This is a genomic window from Streptococcus gallolyticus subsp. gallolyticus DSM 16831, assembly GCF_002000985.1.
Lineage (GTDB): Bacteria > Bacillota > Bacilli > Lactobacillales > Streptococcaceae > Streptococcus > Streptococcus gallolyticus.
In genome coordinates this window covers 1,039,975-1,063,211 of the sequence record NZ_CP018822.1, presented here as the reverse complement: position 1 = coordinate 1,063,211, position 23,237 = coordinate 1,039,975, and the positions used below count along the sequence as shown (strand labels likewise).

21 protein-coding genes are annotated in these 23,237 nt (G+C 35.7%); 1 reads left to right on the top strand and 20 read right to left on the bottom strand.

The window, feature by feature from the left end; all coding sequences use genetic code 11:
* Positions 1 to 43: 43 nt before the first annotated feature.
* The 4 genes from BTR42_RS05480 to parE all read right to left on the bottom strand — a co-directional run bounded on the left by BTR42_RS05480 (position 44) and on the right by parE (position 5,994).
* On the bottom strand, positions 44 to 274 hold the full coding sequence (locus BTR42_RS05480; RefSeq protein WP_009854083.1) for a DUF2969 domain-containing protein: 231 nt from the start codon (positions 272 to 274) through the stop codon (positions 44 to 46).
* Positions 275 to 340: 66 nt separating this feature from the next.
* Complete coding sequence (locus BTR42_RS05475; RefSeq protein WP_009854082.1) at positions 341 to 1,363, bottom strand: branched-chain amino acid aminotransferase; 1,023 nt, start codon at positions 1,361 to 1,363, stop codon at positions 341 to 343.
* Positions 1,364 to 1,489: 126 nt separating this feature from the next.
* The gene (gene parC, locus BTR42_RS05470; protein WP_077496740.1) at positions 1,490 to 3,949 is read right to left on the bottom strand and encodes a DNA topoisomerase IV subunit A; all 2,460 of its coding nucleotides are present in this window, start codon (positions 3,947 to 3,949) and stop codon (positions 1,490 to 1,492) included.
* A gap of 95 nt (positions 3,950 to 4,044) precedes the next feature.
* Complete coding sequence (parE, locus tag BTR42_RS05465; protein WP_009854080.1) at positions 4,045 to 5,994, bottom strand: DNA topoisomerase IV subunit B; 1,950 nt, start codon at positions 5,992 to 5,994, stop codon at positions 4,045 to 4,047.
* A 220-nt stretch (positions 5,995 to 6,214) separates the two neighbouring features.
* Here parE and plsY point away from each other — a divergent pair, with 220 nt between their 5' ends.
* On the top strand, positions 6,215 to 6,853 hold the full coding sequence (gene plsY / locus BTR42_RS05460; RefSeq protein WP_077496738.1) for a glycerol-3-phosphate 1-O-acyltransferase PlsY: 639 nt from the start codon (positions 6,215 to 6,217) through the stop codon (positions 6,851 to 6,853).
* Positions 6,854 to 6,872: 19 nt separating this feature from the next.
* Here the strand turns inward: plsY and BTR42_RS05455 are convergent, their stop codons facing one another.
* The 16 genes from BTR42_RS05455 to BTR42_RS05380 form a co-directional block, all read right to left on the bottom strand.
* A complete protein-coding gene (locus BTR42_RS05455) occupies positions 6,873 to 8,144 on the bottom strand; it encodes a dihydroorotase (protein ID WP_012961900.1) in 1,272 nt (423 codons plus the stop codon).
* A gap of 7 nt (positions 8,145 to 8,151) precedes the next feature.
* Entirely contained in the window at positions 8,152 to 8,874 is a 723-nt protein-coding gene (locus BTR42_RS05450) for a Type 1 glutamine amidotransferase-like domain-containing protein (protein WP_077496736.1), read from the bottom strand.
* Positions 8,875 to 8,886: 12 nt separating this feature from the next.
* On the bottom strand, positions 8,887 to 9,540 hold the full coding sequence (locus BTR42_RS05445; protein ID WP_003064542.1) for a uracil-DNA glycosylase: 654 nt from the start codon (positions 9,538 to 9,540) through the stop codon (positions 8,887 to 8,889).
* Positions 9,541 to 9,557: 17 nt separating this feature from the next.
* Positions 9,558 to 10,058, bottom strand: a complete 501-nt coding sequence (locus BTR42_RS05440; protein ID WP_043878555.1) for a YbhB/YbcL family Raf kinase inhibitor-like protein — start codon at positions 10,056 to 10,058, stop codon at positions 9,558 to 9,560.
* A 78-nt stretch (positions 10,059 to 10,136) separates the two neighbouring features.
* Positions 10,137 to 10,766 (bottom strand): orotate phosphoribosyltransferase, encoded by a 630-nt coding sequence (gene pyrE, locus BTR42_RS05435; RefSeq protein WP_003064536.1) that lies wholly within the window; start codon positions 10,764 to 10,766, stop codon positions 10,137 to 10,139.
* Between the two features lie 14 nt (positions 10,767 to 10,780).
* Complete coding sequence (locus BTR42_RS05430) at positions 10,781 to 11,104, bottom strand: inorganic diphosphatase (protein ID WP_043878554.1); 324 nt, start codon at positions 11,102 to 11,104, stop codon at positions 10,781 to 10,783.
* A gap of 44 nt (positions 11,105 to 11,148) precedes the next feature.
* Positions 11,149 to 11,841, bottom strand: a complete 693-nt coding sequence (pyrF, locus tag BTR42_RS05425) for an orotidine-5'-phosphate decarboxylase (protein ID WP_012961896.1) — start codon at positions 11,839 to 11,841, stop codon at positions 11,149 to 11,151.
* 219 nt (positions 11,842 to 12,060) lie between these two features.
* Positions 12,061 to 13,005 (bottom strand): dihydroorotate dehydrogenase, encoded by a 945-nt coding sequence (locus BTR42_RS05420; RefSeq protein WP_012961895.1) that lies wholly within the window; start codon positions 13,003 to 13,005, stop codon positions 12,061 to 12,063.
* 9 nt (positions 13,006 to 13,014) lie between these two features.
* Positions 13,015 to 13,821, bottom strand: coding sequence for a dihydroorotate dehydrogenase electron transfer subunit (locus BTR42_RS05415; RefSeq protein WP_012961894.1), 807 nt, complete (start codon positions 13,819 to 13,821; stop codon positions 13,015 to 13,017).
* Positions 13,822 to 14,459: 638 nt separating this feature from the next.
* Positions 14,460 to 15,671, bottom strand: coding sequence for a hypothetical protein (locus BTR42_RS05410; protein ID WP_012961890.1), 1,212 nt, complete (start codon positions 15,669 to 15,671; stop codon positions 14,460 to 14,462).
* Between the two features lie 298 nt (positions 15,672 to 15,969).
* Complete coding sequence (locus BTR42_RS05405) at positions 15,970 to 17,400, bottom strand: lipopolysaccharide biosynthesis protein (RefSeq protein WP_009854070.1); 1,431 nt, start codon at positions 17,398 to 17,400, stop codon at positions 15,970 to 15,972.
* Positions 17,397 to 18,587 carry an O-antigen ligase family protein gene (locus BTR42_RS05400; protein ID WP_009854069.1) on the bottom strand — a complete coding sequence of 397 codons (1,191 nt, stop codon included), beginning with the start codon at positions 18,585 to 18,587 and terminating at the stop codon, positions 17,397 to 17,399. Before BTR42_RS05400 ends, BTR42_RS05405 begins: the two co-directional genes overlap by 4 nt.
* A 10-nt stretch (positions 18,588 to 18,597) precedes the next feature.
* Positions 18,598 to 19,185 (bottom strand): acyltransferase, encoded by a 588-nt coding sequence (locus BTR42_RS05395; RefSeq protein ID WP_077496734.1) that lies wholly within the window; start codon positions 19,183 to 19,185, stop codon positions 18,598 to 18,600.
* A gap of 8 nt (positions 19,186 to 19,193) precedes the next feature.
* On the bottom strand, positions 19,194 to 21,137 hold the full coding sequence (locus BTR42_RS05390; RefSeq protein WP_077496732.1) for a capsular polysaccharide synthesis protein: 1,944 nt from the start codon (positions 21,135 to 21,137) through the stop codon (positions 19,194 to 19,196).
* Positions 21,127 to 22,272: a glycosyltransferase WbsX family protein gene (locus BTR42_RS05385; RefSeq protein ID WP_009854067.1), complete on the bottom strand. Its 1,146-nt coding sequence runs from the start codon at positions 22,270 to 22,272 to the stop codon at positions 21,127 to 21,129. The genes BTR42_RS05390 and BTR42_RS05385 overlap by 11 nt, the downstream gene beginning before the upstream one ends.
* Positions 22,269 to 23,237, bottom strand: coding sequence for a capsular polysaccharide synthesis protein (locus BTR42_RS05380; RefSeq protein ID WP_009854066.1), 969 nt, complete (start codon positions 23,235 to 23,237; stop codon positions 22,269 to 22,271). Before BTR42_RS05380 ends, BTR42_RS05385 begins: the two co-directional genes overlap by 4 nt.

Below are 23,237 nucleotides of genomic sequence, written 5' to 3'. Positions count from 1 at the left end.
CTAACATAGTTTTTGTTCTCTTGCAAGTACTTTTCGGCTTTTTTTAGCGATTAAGATTGTAATTTTCAATAATACTTTCAATCGTTTGTTCTAATGTCTTGAAGAATGCTTCGACTTCTCCACTCTTGACAATTGCAAATTTACCGTCTAGTTCAGCGATTTCACCAATGATTTTTTTACCAGCTGTCAAAGTGTAGCCTTCGACTTTGGCGTTATTGATTTCAACCTTAGCATCAGCTAGTTGAATTTCGATTTTCTTATCTTTTTTGCTCATTCTTTCACCTCACTTTACCCATTTTACATGAAAACGAAAAAGCTTGCAAGAGCAAGCTTTCATTTTTTAGTTAACTTTGTAAATCCAACCTTCTGGAGCTTCAATATCACCAAACTGGATACCAACAAGCTCGTCATAAAGTTTACGGGTTACAGGACCTACTTCTGTTTCGCTATAAAAGACATGGAAGTCATCTCCGTGTTGAACACCACCGATTGGTGAAATAACGGCTGCTGTACCACAAGCACCAGCTTCAACGAATTTGTCTAATTCATCAAGTTTTACGTCACCTTGGATAGCTTTCATTCCAAAGCGGTGCTCTGCCAAGTAAAGAAGTGAATATTTTGTGATAGATGGCAAAATAGATGGGCTAAGCGGTGTGATAAATTCATTATCCGCTGTAATACCGAAGAAGTTTGCTGAACCGACTTCTTCAATTTTGGTATGAGTAGCTGGGTCAAGATAAATAACGTCAGAGAATTTGCGGTCGTGCGCCACTTTCCCTGGAAGAAGGCTTGCTGCGTAGTTACCACCAACTTTTGCAGCACCTGTACCATTCGGTGCAGCACGGTCATATTCATCTTGAATCAAGAAGTTTGTTGGCACCAAGCCACCTTTGAAGTAATTTCCAACTGGCATGGCAAAAATAGTGAAAATGTATTCATCAGCTGGGTGAACACCAATAATATCACCAACACCAATCAAAAGAGGACGTAGATAAAGAGTTGCACCTGTACCATATGGTGGGACGAATTCTTCATTGGCGCGCACAACTTGCTTAGCGGCATCAATGAATTTTTCAGTTGGCACTTGTGGCATAAGAAGGCGGTCTGCTGTGCGTTGCAAACGTTCTGCATTCATATTTGGGCGGAATAATTGAACAGAGCCATCCTTTGTGCGATAAGCTTTCAAGCCTTCAAACGCTTGTTGACCATAATGCAAAGCTGGAGACGCTTCTGAAATATGAAGCGTTGCATCTTCTGTTAATTGTCCGTCATCCCATTTACCGTCTTTGTAATATGAAATATAGCGAAATGGTAATTTATGATAGGCAAATCCTAGGTTTTCCCAGTCTAAATCTACTGTCATGTTAAATCCTCTTTCTTTGTTTTTATCTTATTGTACGCTTTTTAAATCTTTTTTCAAGTAGTTTTTCATAAAATTCTGAAAATTTATTTTGAAAATAAATCGGGGACTTTTCCCCGACTTATGAATTTATTTGATTCGTGCGCTAAATACACCTTCATCAGAAATTTTATCCGAAATAAATGAACCGTTACTTGTACGTTCAGAAAGGTTTAAATCTTCTAAAATAGCTTGGTAAACAGCTCCTTTATTTGAATGGACTTCTAATGTTTCGACATCATCAGAATCTACTGTGCTAATAGTGAATAAGTCAAGATTTTGCACATCATTAGAAGCATGAACTGGGCCAGCCATAAAGACACGATGTGGTTTTGATTTGAGTTCGCGTAAGACTTGCAAACCACGATTAGCACGGCTTGTAGCTGGAATAAGCTCTGTCGCCATACGTTTAAGGCTACCACGTTGTGTTAAGATAAAGAAACTATCTGTATTGGCAACAAAGGCTGAGGCTACGAAATCATCGTCTTTAAGGTTGATTGCCTTGACCCCTGCTGCTTTTGCGCCAACGACTGGCACTTCTTCGATATTGAAATGCAGTGCGTAACCGTTGTGTGTCACAATCATTACGTCGTCTAACGCAATTGGTGAGAGGGTAACGACACTATCATCAGCATTTTTTAACTTAGCGTATTTAACTGATTTTGATTTGTAAGTGCGCCAAGGTGTGAATTCCTTGCGTTCAAAGCGTTTGATTTGTCCAAGTTTTGTTGCAGCAAAGTAGGTTTGTGAACCGAAATCATCAACAATTTCAGCATACAAAACGTATTCATCTGTCGCAAAGTTGGTAATGGTTTGCGACAAGTGTTCACCGATATCTTTCCAACGAATATCAGTCAATTCATGGATTGGACGGTAAATGACATTACCAAGATTTGTGAAAATCAGCAAGTGCTGTGTTGTCTTAGCTTGTGCTACGAAAATCAGCTCATCATCATCACGTTTTCCAATTTCTTCAACTGTCGAAGCGTTGTAAGAACGTGGGCTGGTACGTTTGATATAACCGCCTTTCGTTACGCTAACAAAGGTATCTTCCTCAACAATCAAGCTTGCCACATCAATTTCAATCGTTTCAGCTTCAGCTTGCAATTCTGTCAAACGTGGTGTAGCAAATTTTTTCTTAACTTCGCGCAATTCACGTTTCATGACATTGTACATGGTACGTTCATCGCCGATAATGGCTTTAAGCATTGTAATACGTTCACGAAGCTCTGCTTCTTCATTTTCAAGCGTTACAATATCAGTATTTGTCAAACGGTACAATTGCAATGTGACGATTGCTTCGGCTTGTTCTTCCGAGAATTCATAGCTAACTTTCAAATTTTCTTTAGCGTCAGCTTTATTTTCAGACGCACGAATAAGAGCAATAACGTCGTCAAGAATCGAAATCACACGAATCAAACCTTCCACGATATGAAGGCGTTTTTCAGCTTTTTCTTTATCAAATTTCGAACGAGCAACGATAATTTCTTTACGGTGCGCAATGTAACTTGTCAACATTGGAACGATACCAACCTGACGTGGTGTGTAGTTATCAATGGCAACCATGTTGAAATTGTAATTCACCTGCAAATCTGTGTATTTCAAAAGATAGTTGAGAACAGTTTGCTCGTCAGCATCTTTTTTAAGCTCAATAGCAATACGCAGACCATCACGGTCGGATTCATCACGAACTTCCGCGATACCAGGCACTTTATTATTCACACGAACATCATCGATTTTCTTAACAAGTACCGCTTTATTAACTTCATAAGGAATTTCTGTAACGACAATCTGTTTTTTACCACCTTTGAGGCTTTCAATGTCTGTGCGTGAGCGAACCACAACACGACCTTTACCAGTCTCATAAGCTTTACGAATGCCATCTTTACCTTGAATAATCGCACCAGTAGGAAAATCTGGTCCAGGCAAGAATTCCATTAATTTATCCAATTTAGCATTAGGATGATCAATGAGGTAAACAACCGCATCAATCACTTCTGCTAAATTATGTGGCGGAATATCCGTTGCATAACCTGCTGAAATCCCTGTCGCACCATTTACCAATAAATTTGGAAAAGCCGCAGGTAAAACCGTTGGTTCTTTTTCGGTATCATCAAAGTTCCAAGCAAAAGGAACCGTATCTTTGTCAATATCATGGAGTAAATAACCCGCAATTTCTGACAAGCGTGCTTCGGTATAACGCATGGCAGCTGGTGGGTCACCGTCCATAGAACCGTTGTTACCGTGCATTTCAATTAAAGTCGCACGATTCTTCCAATCTTGACTCATACGCACCATGGCGTCATAAATTGAAGAGTCACCGTGTGGGTGGAAATTCCCCATAACGTTACCGACGGATTTCGCCGATTTACGGAAACCTTTATCAAAGGTATTGCCGTCTTTATTCATTGAATAAAGGATACGGCGTTGAACAGGCTTCAAGCCATCACGAATGTCTGGCAAAGCCCGCTCTTGAATAATATATTTGGAATATCGCCCAAAACGATCTCCCATAATGTCTTCAAGAGACATATTTTGTACATTTGACATGTTTATTATCCTTTTTATCTTACATCAAAAATTATAATTTAAGCTCATCATTTTAAACAGATAATAGAGCGCTACTGGTCACTTTCAACGACTGATTAAAACACCGTATTTTCTTCTAGAGTGAATTTGACGTTGTCCTCAATCCATTTACGGCGTGGTTCAACTTTGTCGCCCATGAGGACATTGACACGGCGTTCGGCACGTGCTAAGTCTTCAATTGTTACACGAATTAAGGTGCGTGTTTCTGGATTCATGGTTGTTTCCCAAAGTTGGTCAGCATTCATTTCCCCAAGACCTTTGTAACGTTGTAGCTGAGCACCTTTACCAAATTTTTGACGTAATTCTTCTAACTCGCCATCTGTCCAAGCATACTCCACTTGCTCTTTCTTGCCTTTACCTTTTGACATTTTATAAAGAGGTGGAAGGGCAATATAGACGTGTCCAGTCTCAACTAGCGGACGCATATAACGATAAAAGAACGTTAATAAAAGCGTTTGAATGTGAGCACCGTCGGTATCGGCATCGGTCATGATAATAATCTTATCGTAGTTAGAATTTTCAACGTTAAATTCTGCACCAACGCCCGCACCAATTGTGTAAATCATGGTATTGATTTCTTCGTTTTTTACAATGTCAGACATCTTGGCTTTTGCCGTATTCAACACCTTACCACGCAATGGTAGAATCGCTTGAAATTTGCGGTCACGACCTTGTTTAGCTGAACCACCGGCAGAATCCCCTTCGACCAGATATAATTCGTTTTTCTTAGGATTCTTAGACTGTGCTGGCGTTAATTTACCAGAAAGCAAGCCCTTATCCTTTTTATTTTTCTTACCGTTACGTGATTCGTCACGCGCCTTGCGCGCTGCTTCTCTGGCATCACGCGCTTTAATTGCTTTGCGAACAAGGTTTGAAGCAATTTCGCCGTTTTCTAAAAGGAAATACGTTAATTTTTCAGAAACGATTCCATCAACAATCGGACGTGCTAATGGGCTTCCAAGTTTGTCTTTGGTTTGCCCTTCAAATTGTAAATGTTCTTCTGGCACAAGAATTGAAAGCACCGCTGACAAGCCTTCACGGTAATCAGAACCTTCTAAATTCTTATCTTTTTCTTTCAGCAAACCAGACTTACGAGCATAATCATTCATTGCCTTAGTAATAGCTGATTTTAGACCAGTTTCATGCGTACCACCGTCTTTTGTACGAACATTGTTAACAAAAGAAAGGATATTATCAGAAAAACCGTCGTTATATTGGAGAGCGACTTCAACTTGGAAATTTTGGTCTTCACCTGTAACTGAAATAACTGGTGTCAACGTTTCCTTATCTTCATTGAGGTACTCAACAAAATCTTGAACCCCATTTTCATAATGAAATTCCAAATGTTCTGCTTCTTCTGGACGATTATCTGTCAAAGTCAATGTCACATCTTTAAGCAAGAAAGCAGATTCTTTCAAGCGCTCAGCAATCGTGTTAAACTTAAAATCAATTGTCGAAAAAATTGTGTCATCAGGCATAAAAGTGACTTTTGTCCCTGATTTTGATTTTGGTGCTGTACCGATTTTTTTAAGCGTAGTAACTGGTTTCCCACCATTTTCAAAACGTTGCTTGTAAACGGCACCGTCACGTGTGATTTCAACTTCAAGCCAGCTAGAAAGCGCATTAACAACCGAAGAACCTACTCCATGCAGACCTCCAGATGTCTTATAGCCACCTTGACCGAATTTACCACCTGCGTGGAGAACGGTAAAGATAACCTCAACTGTTGGAATCCCCATAGCGTGCTTACCAGTTGGCATTCCACGTCCTTGGTCACTAACTGTCACACTACCGTCAGAATTGATAATCACGTCAATCTGATTACCAAAACCAGAAAGCGCCTCATCGACAGCATTATCGACAATTTCCCAAACTAAGTGATGAAGACCAGTCGCATCTGTTGAACCGATATACATCCCTGGACGTTTACGAACAGCATCTAATCCTTCCAAGACCTGAATCGCATCGTCATTATAATTATTTACATTAATTTCTTTTTTAGCCAAAAGTGACCTCCAAATAGTTCATCTTTTTTATATTACAAGTTTTTTCTGATTTTTGCAAAAAAAAATCAAAAATTCTGACGATTTTGCACGTCATTTTGCCTTTTTTCACTCATTTTACTGTAAATTTTTAAAACGCTACCATTGTTTTACTTTGAATAATCAAGTTATTTATTTTTCAAATTTTTCTTCTATCCCAACTTGAATATGATATAATGAAAACATGAAAATTTTAGTTTTGATTGTGATTGCATATTTATTAGGATCTATTCCAACAGGATTATGGATTGGAAAATTCTTTTACCATGTCAATTTAAGAGAACACGGCAGTGGTAATACAGGAACAACTAATACTTTTCGTGTCCTAGGACCAAAAGCTGGTACGGTGACGTTTATCATTGATATGTTAAAAGGAACGGTAGCCACATTACTTCCGCATATTCTCGGTGTTACGGCAGTATCTCCGATATTGATCGGACTTTTTGCTATTATCGGACATACGTTCCCGATTTTTGCCAAATTTAAAGGTGGTAAAGCTGTGGCGACTAGTGCTGGTGTGCTTTTGGGATTTGCACCAATGTTCCTACTTTATTTATTGATTATATTTGTTGGAACATTGTATCTCTTTAGCATGATTTCCTTATCAAGTGTTGTCGCTGCTGCTGTGGCTGTTGTTAGTGTCCTTATCTTTCCAGCATTTGGTTTTTTGTTACCACACTACGATTTGCCCTTTACGCTAATTATCGTGTTAATCGCAAGTATTATCATTATTAGACACAAAGACAATATCACACGCATTCGAAAACATGAAGAAAACCTTGTTCCTTGGGGATTAAATTTAAGCAAACAAAAAGTGGACTAGAAAAACTAGTCCGCTTTTTTTATGACGCTTGGTAAACAATTTTACCGTCACAGATGGTATATTTAACAACACCTTGTAATTTTTCACCGATAAATGGTGAATTTGATGCTTTCGAAGCAAAATGGTCTGATACAATACGTTCTTCCTTATCTGCGAAAATAACGATATCCGCAGGACCATTTTCCGCCAAATACCCTGCATCGAAATCGTACATTGATGACGGATTAATCGTCATTTTAGCCAATAATTCAGACAAAGTTAAATCACCTGTCGCTACTAAATTCGTCAAACCAAGTGACAATGATGTTTCAAGTCCTGTCATACCTGATGGGGCTTTTGTGATGTCATCAACATTTTTCTCATCTGCGTGATGTGGTGCATGGTCAGTAGCAATCACTGAAATGACACCAGATTTCAAACCTTCGATAACAGCTAAACGGTCTTTTTCGGTACGAAGTGGTGGATTCATCTTAGCTGCAGAGCCCTTAATTAACAGCAAATCTTCTGTTTTTGAGAAATGCTGTGGCGCTGCTTCAGCAGTAACATTGGCACCAAGTTGTTGAACGAATTCGACCACCTTAACAGATTCTGCTTTTGATAAATGTTGGATATGCAAATGCGCGCCACGGTCGTAAGCAATCATGACATCACGCGCAATCATGCTGTATTCTGCCACACCTGTTGCCCCACAAAAATGGAATTTATCACGTGCAATATGCTCATTAAACCCAAGAATACCATTCAATTCAGGGTCTTCTTCGTGAACGGCAACAAAAGTATTGTTCGCTTTCGCCAAATCTAGCGCTTCTTTCAATACTTTCGTGCTTTGAAGCGGAATACCGTCATCTGAAAAACTGAGTGCACCATTTTCAAGAAGGGCTTTAAAATCAGTCAAGTGTTGACCGTCAAAGTTTTTCGTTACAGTTGCATTTGTGTAAACATGCACATCTTCCTTAGCAGCACTCGCTAAAACCTCTTTTAGTGTTTTTACATCTGAAATCGTTGGATTGGTATTTGCCATCATAACAACAGAAGTGAAACCACCAGCTGCAGCTGCAAGAGCACCTGTGTGAATATCCTCTTTGTGTGTTTGCCCTGGTTCACGAAAATGCACATGAATATCAACCAAACCAGGTGCTACAACAAGCCCTGTCGCATCAATGATTTCAGCGCTAGCTTCTTCAATCGAATCAGCAATTTTAATAATTTTTTTGCCGTCAACAAGAACATCTGCAACCTGATCAAAGCCAGATTTTGGATCAACAACACGACCATTTTTAATTAATAACATACTAAACTCACTTTCTAAATTGATAAGTTTCATTTTCAGCATTTATCTGCGACAATGCGCCATTTTTGATACGGTAAGCTTCACCGTAAATCGTTTCAACAGTTCCATTCCCATACAGAAAACTACCGTCACAAATGGCATAAAAACAGCGCCCATTACTATCTGGATAAGTAATATCTTCGAAAACACGAAGCCCATCAAGTATATGATGCTTTGTTTCTTGATAGTGTGGAATTAACTGGACTTGGGTAATTCCAAGACCAGCTAAAAAACGCTGATAATCTTTTGAAATCGCTTCGCCAGCTTCTTCTGGTTGTGCATAAACAAGCTCCGCCGCATTCATAGAACCTGCACTTGAGCCGATGACAAGTTTATCGCTGCTTTGCAGCAGTTCACGCATACCAACTGAATTCAGAAAAGCATTCTGTGTAGGCACATGCCCACCCGCTAAGAAAATCAAGTCCGCCTCAGCTACCAAGCTGGAAGCCTGATTTGTCGTTCGATTATCCAGCACCGTATATTTTTCAAATGTCATGCCTTCGGCTTCAAAAGCCGTTTTTACATCAGCAGCATATTGATCTGTAAACGTGTTATCGTTCGGATCCGAACATACAAAAAGAGCGCTAAACTTGCTAGGCAGGTGTTCTTTCAAAAGATTAACAAAAGCATTTGCGGGATTAAGACGTCTTTTTTCATAAATGATGAGATTACTTGCTAAAAAATAAATCATCTGTTTTTCCTATTATTTTAACCAATCGATTGCTTCAAGCCCGTCTTGAGTTAAATAAGCATTTGCTCGCGAAAAAGGGTGGCTACCAAAGAAACCACGATATGCTGAAAGTGGACTTGGGTGTGCACTTTCAATGACATGATGAATTGGATTAGTAATCAACGCCTTTTTCTTACGAGCATATCCACCCCAAAGAATAAAGACAACTGGCGTTTCCTTTTGATTGACTACTTTAATGATAGCATCTGTAAAAGGCTCCCAAATCTGTCCTGCATGACCATTAGCACGTCCTGCAGGAACCGTCAAACACGCATTTAGAAGCAACACCCCTTGCTGTGCCCATGGTGTCAAATCATGATGGTCACGTTGTCCTAAATCATCTGATAATTCTTTAAGAATATTTTGAAGAGACGGTGGTGCAGGAATATTCTCTGGGACAGAAAATGACAATCCCTGTGCCTGATTAGGTCCATGATAAGGATCTTGACCAATAATCACCACCTTAACGTCCTCTAGCGGAGTGGTCTGAATGGCATTAAAAACTTTCTCACGTGGTGGGTAAATCAACTCCTGCTGATAAACATAATCCATAAATTGATTTATCTTGCCAAAATAATGCTCTGGCAATTCTTTTTTGATTAACTCATGCCAAGTTGAATGTTGCATGTTTACTCCTTTTTATCTTAGTATTTCCCTACTAAATCTAGTTTTTCTTTTGCTAACACATGTCCTTCCATAGCATGCAATAGCTCATTCATGTAGAAACCATTTGCCAATGGTAATTCACAATCTAGTGCATAAACTGTAAGGGTATAAATATGGTCTTTATCAGGTGGATATGGTCCCATATACCCTTCGTCAATGTCTGAGTAATCCTCATTTAGTAATTTACTAACTAAGCTATTCTTGCCATGTGCATGCTTGTTGTCTAGACGTGAAAAATCTTCTGAAATCACTGTTACGTCAGCTGAAACATTGGCAACAACCCAATGAATATAAGCAAAACCGCAGACAGGAATAGAATCATAATCAACAAATGTCCATGCAAAACTTTTCGTCTTTTCAGGAACATCTTCAATCGTAAACGGAAAAGAAATCACTGCATTTCCCTTTACTTGTACCTTTGCTTTCTTAGCATAAGCGTCTGGCAAAATATTATCTTCAAATGTACAAGAAAGTTTCATCTTTTTTACTCCTTTCATCCTTTAAACCAAGAAAGCCACTAAAGCAATTTTACTTTAGTAGCCAAATACTAAACTTGATTAATCACGCCAAGTTTCTTGATTTTCTTTAAATTTATGTAGTAATTGAAGGTCGTCAGCTGTGATATAACCTTGCACCTTAGCAACTTTGATTAATTCAGTATAGTTAGAAAGTGTCACCAATTTAACACCTGCTTTTTCAAAGTTTTCAGTTGCTTTAGGCAATTCATAAGTAAAGATAGCCACAACTCCGATGACATCAGCACCTTCACGTTCTGCTGCTGCAACAGCTTCTAGTACAGAGCCACCAGTTGAAATAAGGTCTTCAACGACGACCATTTTTTGACCTTTTGTCACACGACCTTCGATTTGATTACCAGCTCCGTGATCTTTTGGTTTGCTACGAATGTAAGCAAATGGAAGATTCATCTTGTCAGCAATAATCGCACCGTGAGGGATTCCTGCTGTTGCTGTCCCTGCAATCACTTCTACTTCAGGAAATTCTTCTTTGATTTTTTCAACAAAACCATTTTCAATCAATGTACGCGTTTCAGGATATGAAAGCGTCACACGATTATCTGTGTAAATTGGTGATTTAATACCAGATGCCCAAGTAAATGGATCGTTTGGTTTCAAGTAAACAGCTCGAATATCAAGCAAATCTGATGCAATTTGTGATGCTAAAGTCATAATATTCCTCTTTTCTATAATAACTCAATGGTTGATGTAAAATATTGTTCTAAAAAATGGGTTGCTTGTTTTATTTGGTCATAAGTAACTGTTTCACCAGCGGTTGTTAAAATCCATTTAGTCTCCACATCATCAGCACGATGAATAATGGCTACTAATTCCCCTTCGAATACTTCTAGGGGAGCTGAGACATTCTCTGAAATAATATAGACATCTTGCCACTCACCATCACCTCCAATCAGATTTGGAATGTAACCATAATTGATTGGATAGTTATTCCCGTATCTATCTTGATAACCGATTGGTCTATCAATAACCGCTGTGTAAGATTGCCTCATTGTTAACTCCATACCAACCCTAAAACAATTTTAGTATTCCAATACTAAGCATTCCATTCATCGTAAATGGCTTTGTAAGCCGCAACAGGATCATCCGCTTTTGTAATTGGGCGTCCAACAACAATATAGCTTGAGCCAATGGCACTAGCTTGACTTGGGGTCATTACACGTTTTTGATCGCCGACAGCAGCTCCCGCAGGACGAATACCTGGTGTCAAGCAAACGAAATCTTCAGAAGTTGCGTCTTTAATAACTGCAACCTCACGTGCTGAACAAACCACACCGTCAAGACCAGCTTCGTTTGCTTTCTTAGCATAATGCAAAACAGATTCCACTAAGCTTGTTTGGATATTTTGATCAGCCTTCATCTGTTCGTCTGACGTTGACGTTAACTGTGTTACCGCGATTAGTTTCGGACCTTGTCCAAGACCTTCACGCGCTGCTTTCATCATTTCAACGCCACCAGCAGCATGAACATTAGTCATATCGACACCAAGATTTGATAACACACGCATAGCTGATTTGACTGTATTTGGAATGTCATGTAATTTTAAATCTAGAAAAACAGAATGTCCAAGTGATTTAACATAACGGACAATTTCTGGTCCTGCTGCATAGTATAGCTCCATACCAATCTTAACATAAAGTTTTTCATCAGCAGGGAACAAAGCAAGAAATGATTTCACATCATCAAATGACGGAAAATCAAGAGCAATAATCGGACGACTTTCGTGCATTTTTTCTCCTTTTTCTACAAAGAAAACCTCGCCAAAGGGCGAGGTTACACGAAAAGCAGGGTAGCAAACACCCATCATTCAAAGACTTTTTATCTTCTTTTTTCACGAACCTTTCTCGCCTCTCTGGACTCAATTAAAGGTTATTCAGTTGTTAATATTATATCTTTTTTTACTGGTAAAGTCAAAAACTTACTTGACTTTTCGGAAAAATAGCAGAGCTTATTTTCCACGTAATTCTTGCCTAACCTCACGTCGTAAGGTTTCAAGATTTTCAATGCCGTATTTATCCATAACTTCTGGTAAACGGTCAATAATATTTGGACAAGCATATGGATCTGCAAAATTAGCTGTTCCAACGCCAATCGCTGACGCACCAGCAATCATCATTTCAATAGCAGCTTCTGCCGAATCCACACCACCCATACCGATGATTGGCAAATCCGTACCTTGCGCCACTTGACGAATGAGTTTTAGAGCTACTGGAAAAACCGCTGGACCGCTCATGCCACCAGTACCGTTAGCAATGATTGGCTTACGAGTTTTCAAATCAAATCGCATACCAACCAAAGTATTAATCATGGTAAATCCTGTTGCACCAGCTTCTTCAACAGCCTTAGCAACTGTTGTGATATCAGCCACGCTCGGTGTTAATTTAACATAAACTGGCACATCAGAATACTCAACACTCGCTTTTACTGCTGCATAAGCCAATTCTGGCACTTGTCCAATCAACAAGCCATGATTACCATGGTCAACGTTAGGACAAGAAATATTAAGCTCGATAGCTTTAACATTTGGAGCTTTTGAAATCTTTTCAGACACATAAGCATACTCATCATTTGAAAAGCCCGCAACATTGGCAATAATCGGCAATTCTGGATAATGCTGCGCTAACCACGGTAGTTTTTCAGCCAAAACAACATCTACACCTGGATTTTGCAAACCAATAGCATTTAGCATTCCTGACGGCGTTTCAGCCACACGCGGTGTTGGATTTCCAAAACGAGCATCTTTGGTTGTCGCTTTAATCATGATTGAGCCAAGCTTATCTAAATCGTAATATTTAGCATATTCTTGACCGAAGCCAAAACAACCTGACGCTGGGATAATTGGATTTTTCAAGTCAAGCCCTGGGAGACTGACCACTAAACGATTTTCTGACATAAGACCTCCTTATAAGATGATTTTACCAGTTTCAAAAACCGGTCCGTCTTCGCACACACGTTTATTAGCCGCTTCTTGTGCATTTTTTAAATGAACAACACAAGCATAGCAAGCTCCCATACCACACGCCATACGCGATTCCATTGACAGGTAGGCATGCGGATGATTTTCAAATTTTTGGTCAACGTATTTTAACATGCCTGGCGCACCACATGAATAAATCGCATCATACGTTTCGTTTTGCACCAAGTCATCAACGACTGTTGAGACATAGCCTTTGATACCATAAGAGCCGTCATCTGTTGTGACATAAACTTTTCCATAAGCTGACAATTCTTCTTCCAGAATCACAGCCTCTTTATTGGCAAAACCAAGAACAGAAGTGACGTCAACACCCTTAGCAGCGAGTTGTTTAGCTGTCTCAACCAATGGAGGTACACCAATTCCACCACCAATTAGCAACGCTTTTTGACCTGATGTCACCACCGACAAATCGAATCCATTCCCTTGAGGCCCCATTGTGTCAACACGGTCACCAGCCTTCATTTGCGATAAAATCGCTGTTCCTGCACGCTCCACACGATACACAATCGTTGCCACTTTATTAACTTTATCAATCTGACAAATCGAAATTGGGCGACGTAACAATTTACTTGGGTCAGGCACACGCAGATGTAAAAATTGACCAGGAGCCATATCCAAGACCATTTCTCCTGATAATGTCATCTCAAAAATACGTGGAGCAATCTCTCTTTGACTAACAATAAATAAATCTTCTTTCAACACCAAAGGTTTGTTTTTACAACTTGGATTCATAACATTCCTTTCACACAAAAAAACCTCGCCAGAAGGCAAGGTTACAGCAAAATAAGCAGAGTACACCAAAGCACACTCATACCTTTTATTAGAGTTAAAACTCTTTTTACAGTAACCTTGAAAGTCTCTCTGGACTTAATTAAAGGTTTTCAAATTTTTATTATTATAACGCGTTTTAAGATGATTGTCAATTAGTTTTGTAAGAATGATTGTTATCGTTAACATCATTTAAAGTTTGGAAGTTCTAAAATAAAATTAGTCAGTCGAGCATATAAAAAAACATCTCAGAAAGATATAATTGTAATCGCTACAATAACAATTAGAAGGACTCTAAAATGCAAGACTATTATACACCGAAAGGCAAACATTTATCACTAACATACCGTAGAAATGTTGAGCGTCAGCTCCAAGAAGGACACTTCGTTGCAAAAACGCTATCAGTTTTAAAATTTAACACCATCCAAAATTATCAAAACTCTCACTTATTTCTAAATCACCACTTCTAAGTTGCATAATAGCAATTTCAAAAAGTGCTTTCAAGCTTTTTCTCTCTTTTATAGGCACTTCTGCATCATCTCCTACTTATCGACATAATACCCAAAAATAAAAAGAAGGCATCAAATAACCTTCTTTTACTTTTATTCATAAGCCTTGTAGGCTGAAATGTGTAAATCTGAACGATTTGAAAAGTGCTGAAGCTCTGATAAAAGACTTTCAAAGCGACTATCTTCCATTAATAGATTTTGCCCATAGATAAGAAGATAAATTGGTTCTGTTGGCTCACTCGTTAAGTTTCCTTCGTCATCAAATGTTTCTTCGTCACGTTCTTCCAAATCTTCTAAGATTTTTTCCATAAGAACTAGAATATCTGATATTTCATCAAAAGCACCCTCAAAACGATCAAATGCATTGTAAAACTTGATTTCACGTTTTAAATCATCTTGAGCATCTGCAACATAAATCATCCCTTTATGGTCAAAAAGATAATGACGGAATTGCTTGATAGCAGCCTCACGACTAATTTCTGTAAGCTCAAGCTCTGACTCTTCCTCATCAAGAAGCGTAGCAAGAGGAGCATCAGATACACTCTCTGTCTCTTTAAACTCTTCTTCGACCTCAGCTACCGATTCGGTAGCATCCGCAACTTCAGGCTGAACACTAGCAACCTCTTCTTCAACATCATCAGACGGTTCTTCCTCGTCAACCTCTGGCTCAACTGATTGCGGTTCAGCTACAAGCTCATCTTCTTTATTCTCAAGGATAGGAGCATCTCGGACATCTTTGTCTTTATCAACTTCAAGACTCTGTTCTGATTTTCTAGGGGTCAAGGCATCAATTTTAGCCAATAATTCGGCTTTTTTCGTTTCCCTTTTTTGATATTCTACCGCTTGCAGAGGGTCAACTAAAATAGGGTATTCTGATTCTTCCTTGATTGATAAATTGGTAATTCGAATTGAAGTAAAAACATCAATCAGCACGCCAAAAACACGCTGGCGCTTATCACCAAGAATCGCTTGAAAAACAGATTTTGACTCACAGATTTCTAAAACATTATCAATCCCACGAATCCAATTACCGACAATATCCAAAGAATGATTCATCAATCTGAAAGATGCTTCATCATACCAAAATGTTGATTTAATCAATTTTTCTTGCTTAGAAAGCGCATCAACAGCCGCCAAAATTTCACCCAATTCTGATTGAACCACATACGGCGAAAAAGACGCCCCCAACAATGACGGAGTCTTTTCAACCAAAACAATCTCATCTCTGAAAAGTGTCAAGTAATGAATACTAACAAGCAACTTCTGAATCAACAATCGATGATTATTTGAATTAGTATTTTCCATCACTTCCACCACTTACCTTTATCTATTAATATTACAGTTTCGTTACAATACGTTACTATTAATATAACATATGCTAGGCAAAAGAGCAACGAAAAAGAGGAGGAAGTTAGCAAAGAAAGACAAAAAACGAACGATGGGGAAGAAAATATAAATCCTACAAAAGGAATCCCCCATGTGGACTATACAACTGAATCACTTTATTTTTGAATAAGAATATGCGTTAAACACAAAAAGTGAGAACAAATTTTGTTCTCACTAAGGTATAAATCCTGTCACTCATGATAAAGAATCTAAATATTTATTTTTTAATAGTTAAATTAAACAATAGCCAACTTTCATTTTTTAAAAGGATCGATAAAACAATATAAATAATCCCACCTATAACAATTTGGATTATCAAAGTTAGCAACATGTTCAATCCACTAGCAACACCAATAAAATATACAACTCCTCCCATAATTACAGCTAAAATAACATTTTTTAGGAAATCGCCAAAAATTTCTAAATAACTGTAATTTAACAACTTAGAGGAATAGTATGAATAAATTAATAAAGCTAGAAACTCTATAATAATTTCTGATATTGCAATATATATAACTCCAAAACGTATTGTAAACATCAGAATGATCAAAGCCAGTATTCTGACAGGAATATCCATTTTTAAAACAATATCTGACCTACCAATAGATTTTATTGCTTGTAAAATTGCAGTTTGTGATGCCCTAATTAATAAGCATATGCAAATTATTCTAATATACGGAACTGCTGGAAGCCACTTATCGGTCATTACAACTGAAACTATTTGTTTAGCACATACGAAAAAACCTATCAAAATTGGACTCATTATATAGGAACTAACTTGAGCTGTTCTTTTAGTTAATACTTTAATTCTATCCAAATCAGATTGTTCTCTAGACATAACTGGAAACATTGTTTTACTAACAGCAGTATCAACATTTGTTACTATTAAGTTAGGATATTGATTTCCCTTAGTATAATAAGCCAAGTCAGCAGGAGAATAAAATCCACCAATCAATAAACTTCTGATGTTTGCGTATATGGTATTAAACAAAGTTTGAATAAATATTTTTATTCCAAAATCAAAAAGAATTTTTAATCTTTTAAAAGAAAATTGTAATGTTGGCCGCCACCCCACAGAAAACCATAATACCACACTTATAGTTACAACATTTGATAAATCTTGAGCAACTAAAGCCCATACACCGAAATTAGTGTAGGCCATTACTACCCCTATAATACCTGATACAACTGTCGCAGTTACTGTAGAGATGAAAAATTTTTTAAATAACATATTTCTAGAAACATAAGCTTGTTGTACTGAATTCAGAGCTGATAGAGGGATTTTTAAAGCTAGGATTTTCAAAACTAATTCAAGTTGTGGTAAACTATAAAACGCCGCTAACATAGGAGAAATAGCGAACACCCCTACATAAAGTAAAAAACCTAATAAAATACTAAAATATAAAACTGTTGAATAATCAATCTGTTCAACATCTTCCTGTTGAATCAATGACGCACTAAAACCACTCGTCATGAAAACATTTAAAATTGTAATTATAACAGTAACAATCGATACCACACCATAATCTTCTGGTGCTAATAGTCTAGTTAAAACTATAGTAACTATTACAGAAACAATCTGTGACATAAATCTCTCTGAAAGTGTCCAAAAAAGTCCTTTTATTACATTTTTTTTAGAGTTTATCATTTTAAAATAATCCTTTTAAATTGAATATTATCATCCACAGTAATAATTGTTTTTTCGATAATTAATGGAAGAATGACTATCAACTGCAACAATAAATGGTTAGTAACCTCAGTATAACCAGCTATAATGTATGCAAACAAACCAAAAGAATACACACGAGCAATGGGATTATTCCAGAAATGTTCTAATTTCCAAAATGCAATATAGTAAATAATAAGTGTGATTACTACTAAAATAACTCCTCCCTGAAATCCAAGATTTAATAATTGATTATGTGCATGTGTAGCCCCCTTCCAAATATAATTACCAAAATTACCCAGAATTTCCGCAACCTGAGTTGATTGTAATTTTCCATATCCTCTAAAAATACTTGTATGATTTATAGCATTCTTCCAAATCGTAGTCCTATTTGTAAAAGTTAAGTTTTTTCCTAAAATACCTTCTACAATAGGAGCTAAAAATTTTACATTATTTAAAATTACAATCACAAACTGAATCACCATAGATACACAAAAACTAATAGTTGGTCTAAATACACGATTAAAATATGGTATGACAGCTAAGCACAATATAATAGCGGAAGAAACTATAAGAGTTGATGAAGTCTGGAATAATTGTGTAACAAGAATTCCAACTACCAAGCATAACCAACGCTTACTTTTTCTCTTATAAAACCTGTATATCAAAGCAATTATTAAGCCTGGTAGCAACCAACTAATAAAACTATTTCTCGACCCAAGAAACCATTCATAAGTTGCTCCATAAGCAACATTAGAACGACTAAATAACCTTTCTGGAAATAATATTAAAGAACCTAAATTAATATAGATACATAATTCAAAGTGTAGCATAAGTGCCTCTAATAGCGAAATAAAATCATCGCTATATAGTTCTATTAAGAGAACTAAGGTGCCTAACATTATAAAATTAAGAAATTCTGACTCGATTTGACCATTATTCAGAATAGTAAAAATAAGTACTATTAACTCACCTACTAATACTAAAATCTGAGAGATAGATAAAGTTTTTTTTCGTTTTATAAAATATATAAAAATGAATAGTGCTGTAATAAGCTTCAAAATATTATAAAGGATCCCCTCATGAGGCAAAATAGAAATATAAGTAGGTTCAAAAAATATAATTAATGCCAAAAAAGCGATCAAAACATTCTTTTGAATTTTTATCATACCATAAAACCTACATAATCTTTCTAATAACTCTTGCTGGAGAGCCAACTACTACACTAAATTCTGGTATATCTTTAGTTACAACAGAATTCGCACCAATTACCGTACCACGACCAATTGTCACATCCGGCATTATACTTACATTTCGACCAATCCAAACATTATCTTCTACAATAACCGGTCCTTTACTCCAAAGTTCTCTTTCTGCTGGTGGTATATTACACTCGTTCTTTGAGCTTCTTCCATGAAAATTATCAGTTATAAACACATTGTCACCTATTAACACATTATTTCCAATAACAATTTTATTAGCACAGGTTATATAACAATTATCACCAAATGAAGTATAATTTCCAATCAATAAGTTCGGAGTATTGAAAAAATTTTTTCCTCTGTAACTTTCCCAAACATGTAGTTTTAAAAATTTTCTGGCAACAACACCGTTTCCTAAAGATATAAATTTTGAACCTTTAAATTCATAAAACGGTCCAATTGACACATGTGTCCCCACTTTCTTTAGCTTTTTCTTATTTATTAACCATGAAAGTTTATTAAAAATAATTATCGGATGAAATACTTTAAATATATATTCTTTCATAATATCCCCTATAATTCTAAGCGATTAAAAAAACTATTTGTTAATTTTGAATTTCCTTTGTGAGACCATGAAAGTTTTTGAGGAATTTTTGTTAATTGCTTTAAGGAGTAAATATTAAAATCTTTATCATATAGTTTTGGTAATAAAAACATATCTGCACAGACAAACTTCGTTTTTGATAGAACATCATTATCAATTTTATTAATCTTACATATGACAAATAATGCATCAATAAAGAAATAAAACGGAAATTTTCCATATAATAAATAGTATTCTTCAAACAAATCATTCATAACAGTTACAAAATAACCTCCCTTTCTTGAAGCTATAAAATAACCCGACCAAGAACATACTTCATTTTTATATTTTAAAAAATTCATACTTGATGTAAATGATATAGTAGCAAATGATTTATCCTTCAATTCTTCAAAAATATCAAATTTTTCTAAGAACAGAATTGTTGCATCAATCCAAGCACCACCATTATTTTTTAAAAGATTAAATCTCAAAATATCAGAAAATGTTTGGATTGAAATATCTCCCTTATAAAAACCTTTAAGTATTTCTGGATGAATATCTGTATAATCTTCAAAATTATTCTTAGAAACCTCAATAATATTTGAATCAGGATTATATTTTTTTACTGACTCTAAACATTTTCTTACAATATTTGGTGCACTTTCAAAACCATCCCACCAAAAAACAAAAATATTCTTAGATAAAGCCGTCTCTTCCACCGGAGTACTTTTTCCGACATATTTTTTCAAAAAAGGTAATACCTCTTGCTCAACGATAGGAAGTTTATTTATTAAATCTTCACGTGCGTTCCTTCTATCTTTTCTATATTCAGCAAACCTATAAGCTTTATAAAAGCCTGACTTTCTAATATCTTGTATCCTACTAGGAATCTCTCTTAAAAAAAATTTAGCCAAAGATTTAATATTGCTCAACGTAGAAAAGCAGAACATATATTGATTACCTGTTAATAATTTTCGTGAATTTAGTTCAATTTTTTTAATTTTATTTGAACACCCTATAACCATCTGACTTAGAGCTTTTTGATATAGTGTATCTTTTTTTAAATATTTAAACAATTCATCAAAAGATTTATCCATTACTTTTTTCTTTTTCTGGAATAAATTCTCAATTAAAAAAAAATAAAGTGCTAATGCCTGATCTTCACTAATATTAGACAGTTGTTTTATTTTATTATACGCAATCCTACTTTTTTGTATTCCCGCTCTAATGTCACTTGAATTCATCATTGAATTTTGATTTCCAATATTATAAAAATAGGAATTTGGGTATTCAATAACCTTTACTTTTTTACTCTTGTTTAAAACAAGTGAAGTAAATATTGTATCTTCTCCTAAGCTAATGTCTTTACAAGCCTCAAAATCCTTTATAACCTCTTTTACTAACTCTGCTCTATATAATTTATTCCATCTAGAAATAAAAATCTTATTTGACACAGATATATTTCCGGATTCATAAATAAAATTACGAGTCAGTTCCTTTAATTTTTCACCAGTATATATACCTGTTTTATATAAATAGCACGGTGTTAAAGTTCCTAGATTATCTAAATAATATCCCATAGAAATAATATCAGCACCTTCTGTCAATTCGTTGATAAAATTCTCTATGAAATCACTATCAACTCTATCATCTGGATCAAGAAATGCAACATAATCACCAGTAGCATTTTTAATCCCGTAAATTGTTGCATCAACTAAACCACCGTTATTTTTTTCTATTACTTTAATACGATTGTCATTTGAACTATATTTTTCAATGATTTCATCACTTGAATCAATAGAACCATCATTTACAATAATAATTTCTATATTAGTATATGTTTGTGATAACAAAGATGGTATTGAAATATCAAGATATTTTTCCTGATTATAAACGGGAACAACAATTGAAATTTTTACTTTTTTATTCATCATCTTCTAATTCTTCTCTAAGTACTTGAATGTACCTCTTTCCATAAGTAGTATCAGGCTCCATATAAGCTCCTTCAGCCCATTCATTCCAGGAATTTAAGAAAATTATCCTATGCTCAGGATTTCTTTTTTCAACACAACTAATTGCATTTTTCACTGCTATTCTAAATTCTTCAGGAGTATTTTCATAATAGATAACGGCTTTTTTCCCGGAACGTGGAGATCGATCGCGACCAGGGATTAATTGAGGATAAATATTTTCTTGAAAGTCCTCCTTAGTATTAAAAGAGCGAATAATATCTTTATATTTATACTTCTCAACAAAAACCGATGAAAAATATTTCCTAACTAAAGCATAAAACACTTTTTTTATTTTTCCATTTGCATTCAATTCAGCATATTTCAAAGTATGAGAATTTATTGCGTCAAACCCAACATCTAGTATTTTCTGATATTCGTTCTGAAAATTCTCCTCCACATTTTTTATATTATCAAAACCTAATGTACCAAGTGGATCAACCTTTGCAACAAAATACATTCCCGGCAAACCATTTTCATACGCCATTTTCTTCCACAAATCGACAAACTCTTTAGGATTCGGTAGATTATTTGGATCCCAAACATAAAACAATGGTTTCCCATCAACCGTAATGTATCTCTTATCTTTTAACGCAGGTAAAATTTCATAAAAATGTTTCTTATAATCCTCAACACCTGGATACTTTTGCTCAAAAATCATTGTGTCATCTGACCTACTTTTATCCTTGGCCCATGTTTTTGTTGTCCAACTATGATTGGCCCAGCCTAAACAAAAAGGAAAATCTGGCTCTTTAGATTCTAAAACTTCATTAAAAGGTCGCTCTAACGTCCGAACACCATTTCCAAACCAATAATGCCAATAACAAAATCCTTCAATTCCAGCTTCCTTGGCCAACTTAGCCTGTTCTTCACGGATTTCAGGCATTCTTAAATCATAAAATCCCAAATCAGCAGGTATCCGTGGTTGATTATGACCTCTAAATAAAGGTTTAGCCTTTGCAACATTAGTCCACTCTGTAAAACCTTTCCCCCAAAACTTATCATTTTCTACAGTTGGATGAAATTGGGGTAAGTAAAATGCAATAACTCTTGCTTTCATTTATTATCCTTTACTATTTTTTGGTAATATGTATCTGGTTGATTCTGTTTTTCTTTAGAAAATTTATACGTCAACTTATGGATTGATGTTTGATAAAAAATTGCATCTAGCATTTCTTCTTCATAGTTATCAAATAACCTTAATAAAAGCACATGTGGCATTGCACTTGAAATAGGTACCACTTTTTTCCATTCATCATTAAAATTTTCAACTACTAATTGAAAAAACATATGAAAAATAAAATAATGAATAGCACTATTATGCTTTCTCCAATATTCATATAATAACTCCCTTGTCATCATTAAAATTGGATTATTTGTTGTTGAAGTGATAAACCAATTAGAAACTGACAAAGGGTTACCATCTAATGCTGGCTTCAATTTTTGATACATGAAGAAATTCGAATTAAAAATAAAATCGGGTATATTTCTATCTGATATAAAAACCGTAGCATCAACCCATGTTCCACCATAATTTTCTAATAGCTCTAAACGAAGCAAATCCGACATATGAGCTTTTCCAATCAGTCCCTTATCAATTTTTGTTTGAATAAACTCAGGAAAGGTGACATAATTTCTATAATTTTCTTCTGTTAATAGAATAATATCTTTATCGGTTAAATTATTAACTAAGGAATTATAGCATACTTTAACTATTTCAGGAGCATTACTCATTCCCTGTAACCACATCACCCACACTTTATCAGATGATTTACGATTAGTAGAACTATTTAAAATCCTCTGCTTATTTTTAATAATATACGGTGTATATTTTCTTCTAAGTTTATTTAAAATTTTATTATCAACTGAATTTCGAACTATTTCTAACGATTTCTTAGAGAATCCTTGAGAAAGTATTTGGAAAACTGCAAAGAAGAAAACTCCTGTTTTAACATACTGCTTTATTATATTGACACCGTTTACTTTTTTAAAAATCTTAAAAAAAGAATTAAATTTTTTATTCAT

Excerpts from the sequence above, each read along its gene's own strand:
- BTR42_RS05480 (WP_009854083.1), bottom strand. The coding sequence starts at position 274 with ATGAGCAAAAAAGATAAGAAAATCGAAATTCAACTAGCTGATGCTAAG.
- BTR42_RS05475 (WP_009854082.1), bottom strand. The coding sequence starts at position 1,363 with ATGACAGTAGATTTAGACTGGGAAAACCTAGGATTTGCCTATCATAAA.
- parC (WP_077496740.1), bottom strand. The coding sequence starts at position 3,949 with ATGTCAAATGTACAAAATATGTCTCTTGAAGACATTATGGGAGATCGT.
- plsY (WP_077496738.1), top strand. The coding sequence starts at position 6,215 with ATGAAAATTTTAGTTTTGATTGTGATTGCATATTTATTAGGATCTATT.
- BTR42_RS05455 (WP_012961900.1), bottom strand. The coding sequence starts at position 8,144 with ATGTTATTAATTAAAAATGGTCGTGTTGTTGATCCAAAATCTGGCTTT.
- BTR42_RS05450 (WP_077496736.1), bottom strand. The coding sequence starts at position 8,874 with ATGATTTATTTTTTAGCAAGTAATCTCATCATTTATGAAAAAAGACGT.
- BTR42_RS05445 (WP_003064542.1), bottom strand. The coding sequence starts at position 9,540 with ATGCAACATTCAACTTGGCATGAGTTAATCAAAAAAGAATTGCCAGAG.
- BTR42_RS05440 (WP_043878555.1), bottom strand. The coding sequence starts at position 10,058 with ATGAAACTTTCTTGTACATTTGAAGATAATATTTTGCCAGACGCTTAT.
- pyrE (WP_003064536.1), bottom strand. The coding sequence starts at position 10,766 with ATGACTTTAGCATCACAAATTGCATCAGATTTGCTTGATATTCGAGCT.
- BTR42_RS05430 (WP_043878554.1), bottom strand. The coding sequence starts at position 11,104 with ATGAGGCAATCTTACACAGCGGTTATTGATAGACCAATCGGTTATCAA.
- pyrF (WP_012961896.1), bottom strand. The coding sequence starts at position 11,841 with ATGCACGAAAGTCGTCCGATTATTGCTCTTGATTTTCCGTCATTTGAT.
- BTR42_RS05420 (WP_012961895.1), bottom strand. The coding sequence starts at position 13,005 with ATGTCAGAAAATCGTTTAGTGGTCAGTCTCCCAGGGCTTGACTTGAAA.
- BTR42_RS05415 (WP_012961894.1), bottom strand. The coding sequence starts at position 13,821 with ATGAATCCAAGTTGTAAAAACAAACCTTTGGTGTTGAAAGAAGATTTA.
- BTR42_RS05410 (WP_012961890.1), bottom strand. The coding sequence starts at position 15,671 with ATGGAAAATACTAATTCAAATAATCATCGATTGTTGATTCAGAAGTTG.
- BTR42_RS05405 (WP_009854070.1), bottom strand. The coding sequence starts at position 17,400 with ATGATAAACTCTAAAAAAAATGTAATAAAAGGACTTTTTTGGACACTT.
- BTR42_RS05400 (WP_009854069.1), bottom strand. The coding sequence starts at position 18,587 with ATGATAAAAATTCAAAAGAATGTTTTGATCGCTTTTTTGGCATTAATT.
- BTR42_RS05395 (WP_077496734.1), bottom strand. The coding sequence starts at position 19,185 with ATGAAAGAATATATATTTAAAGTATTTCATCCGATAATTATTTTTAAT.
- BTR42_RS05390 (WP_077496732.1), bottom strand. The coding sequence starts at position 21,137 with ATGATGAATAAAAAAGTAAAAATTTCAATTGTTGTTCCCGTTTATAAT.
- BTR42_RS05385 (WP_009854067.1), bottom strand. The coding sequence starts at position 22,272 with ATGAAAGCAAGAGTTATTGCATTTTACTTACCCCAATTTCATCCAACT.
- BTR42_RS05380 (WP_009854066.1), bottom strand. The coding sequence starts at position 23,237 with ATGAATAAAAAATTTAATTCTTTTTTTAAGATTTTTAAAAAAGTAAAC.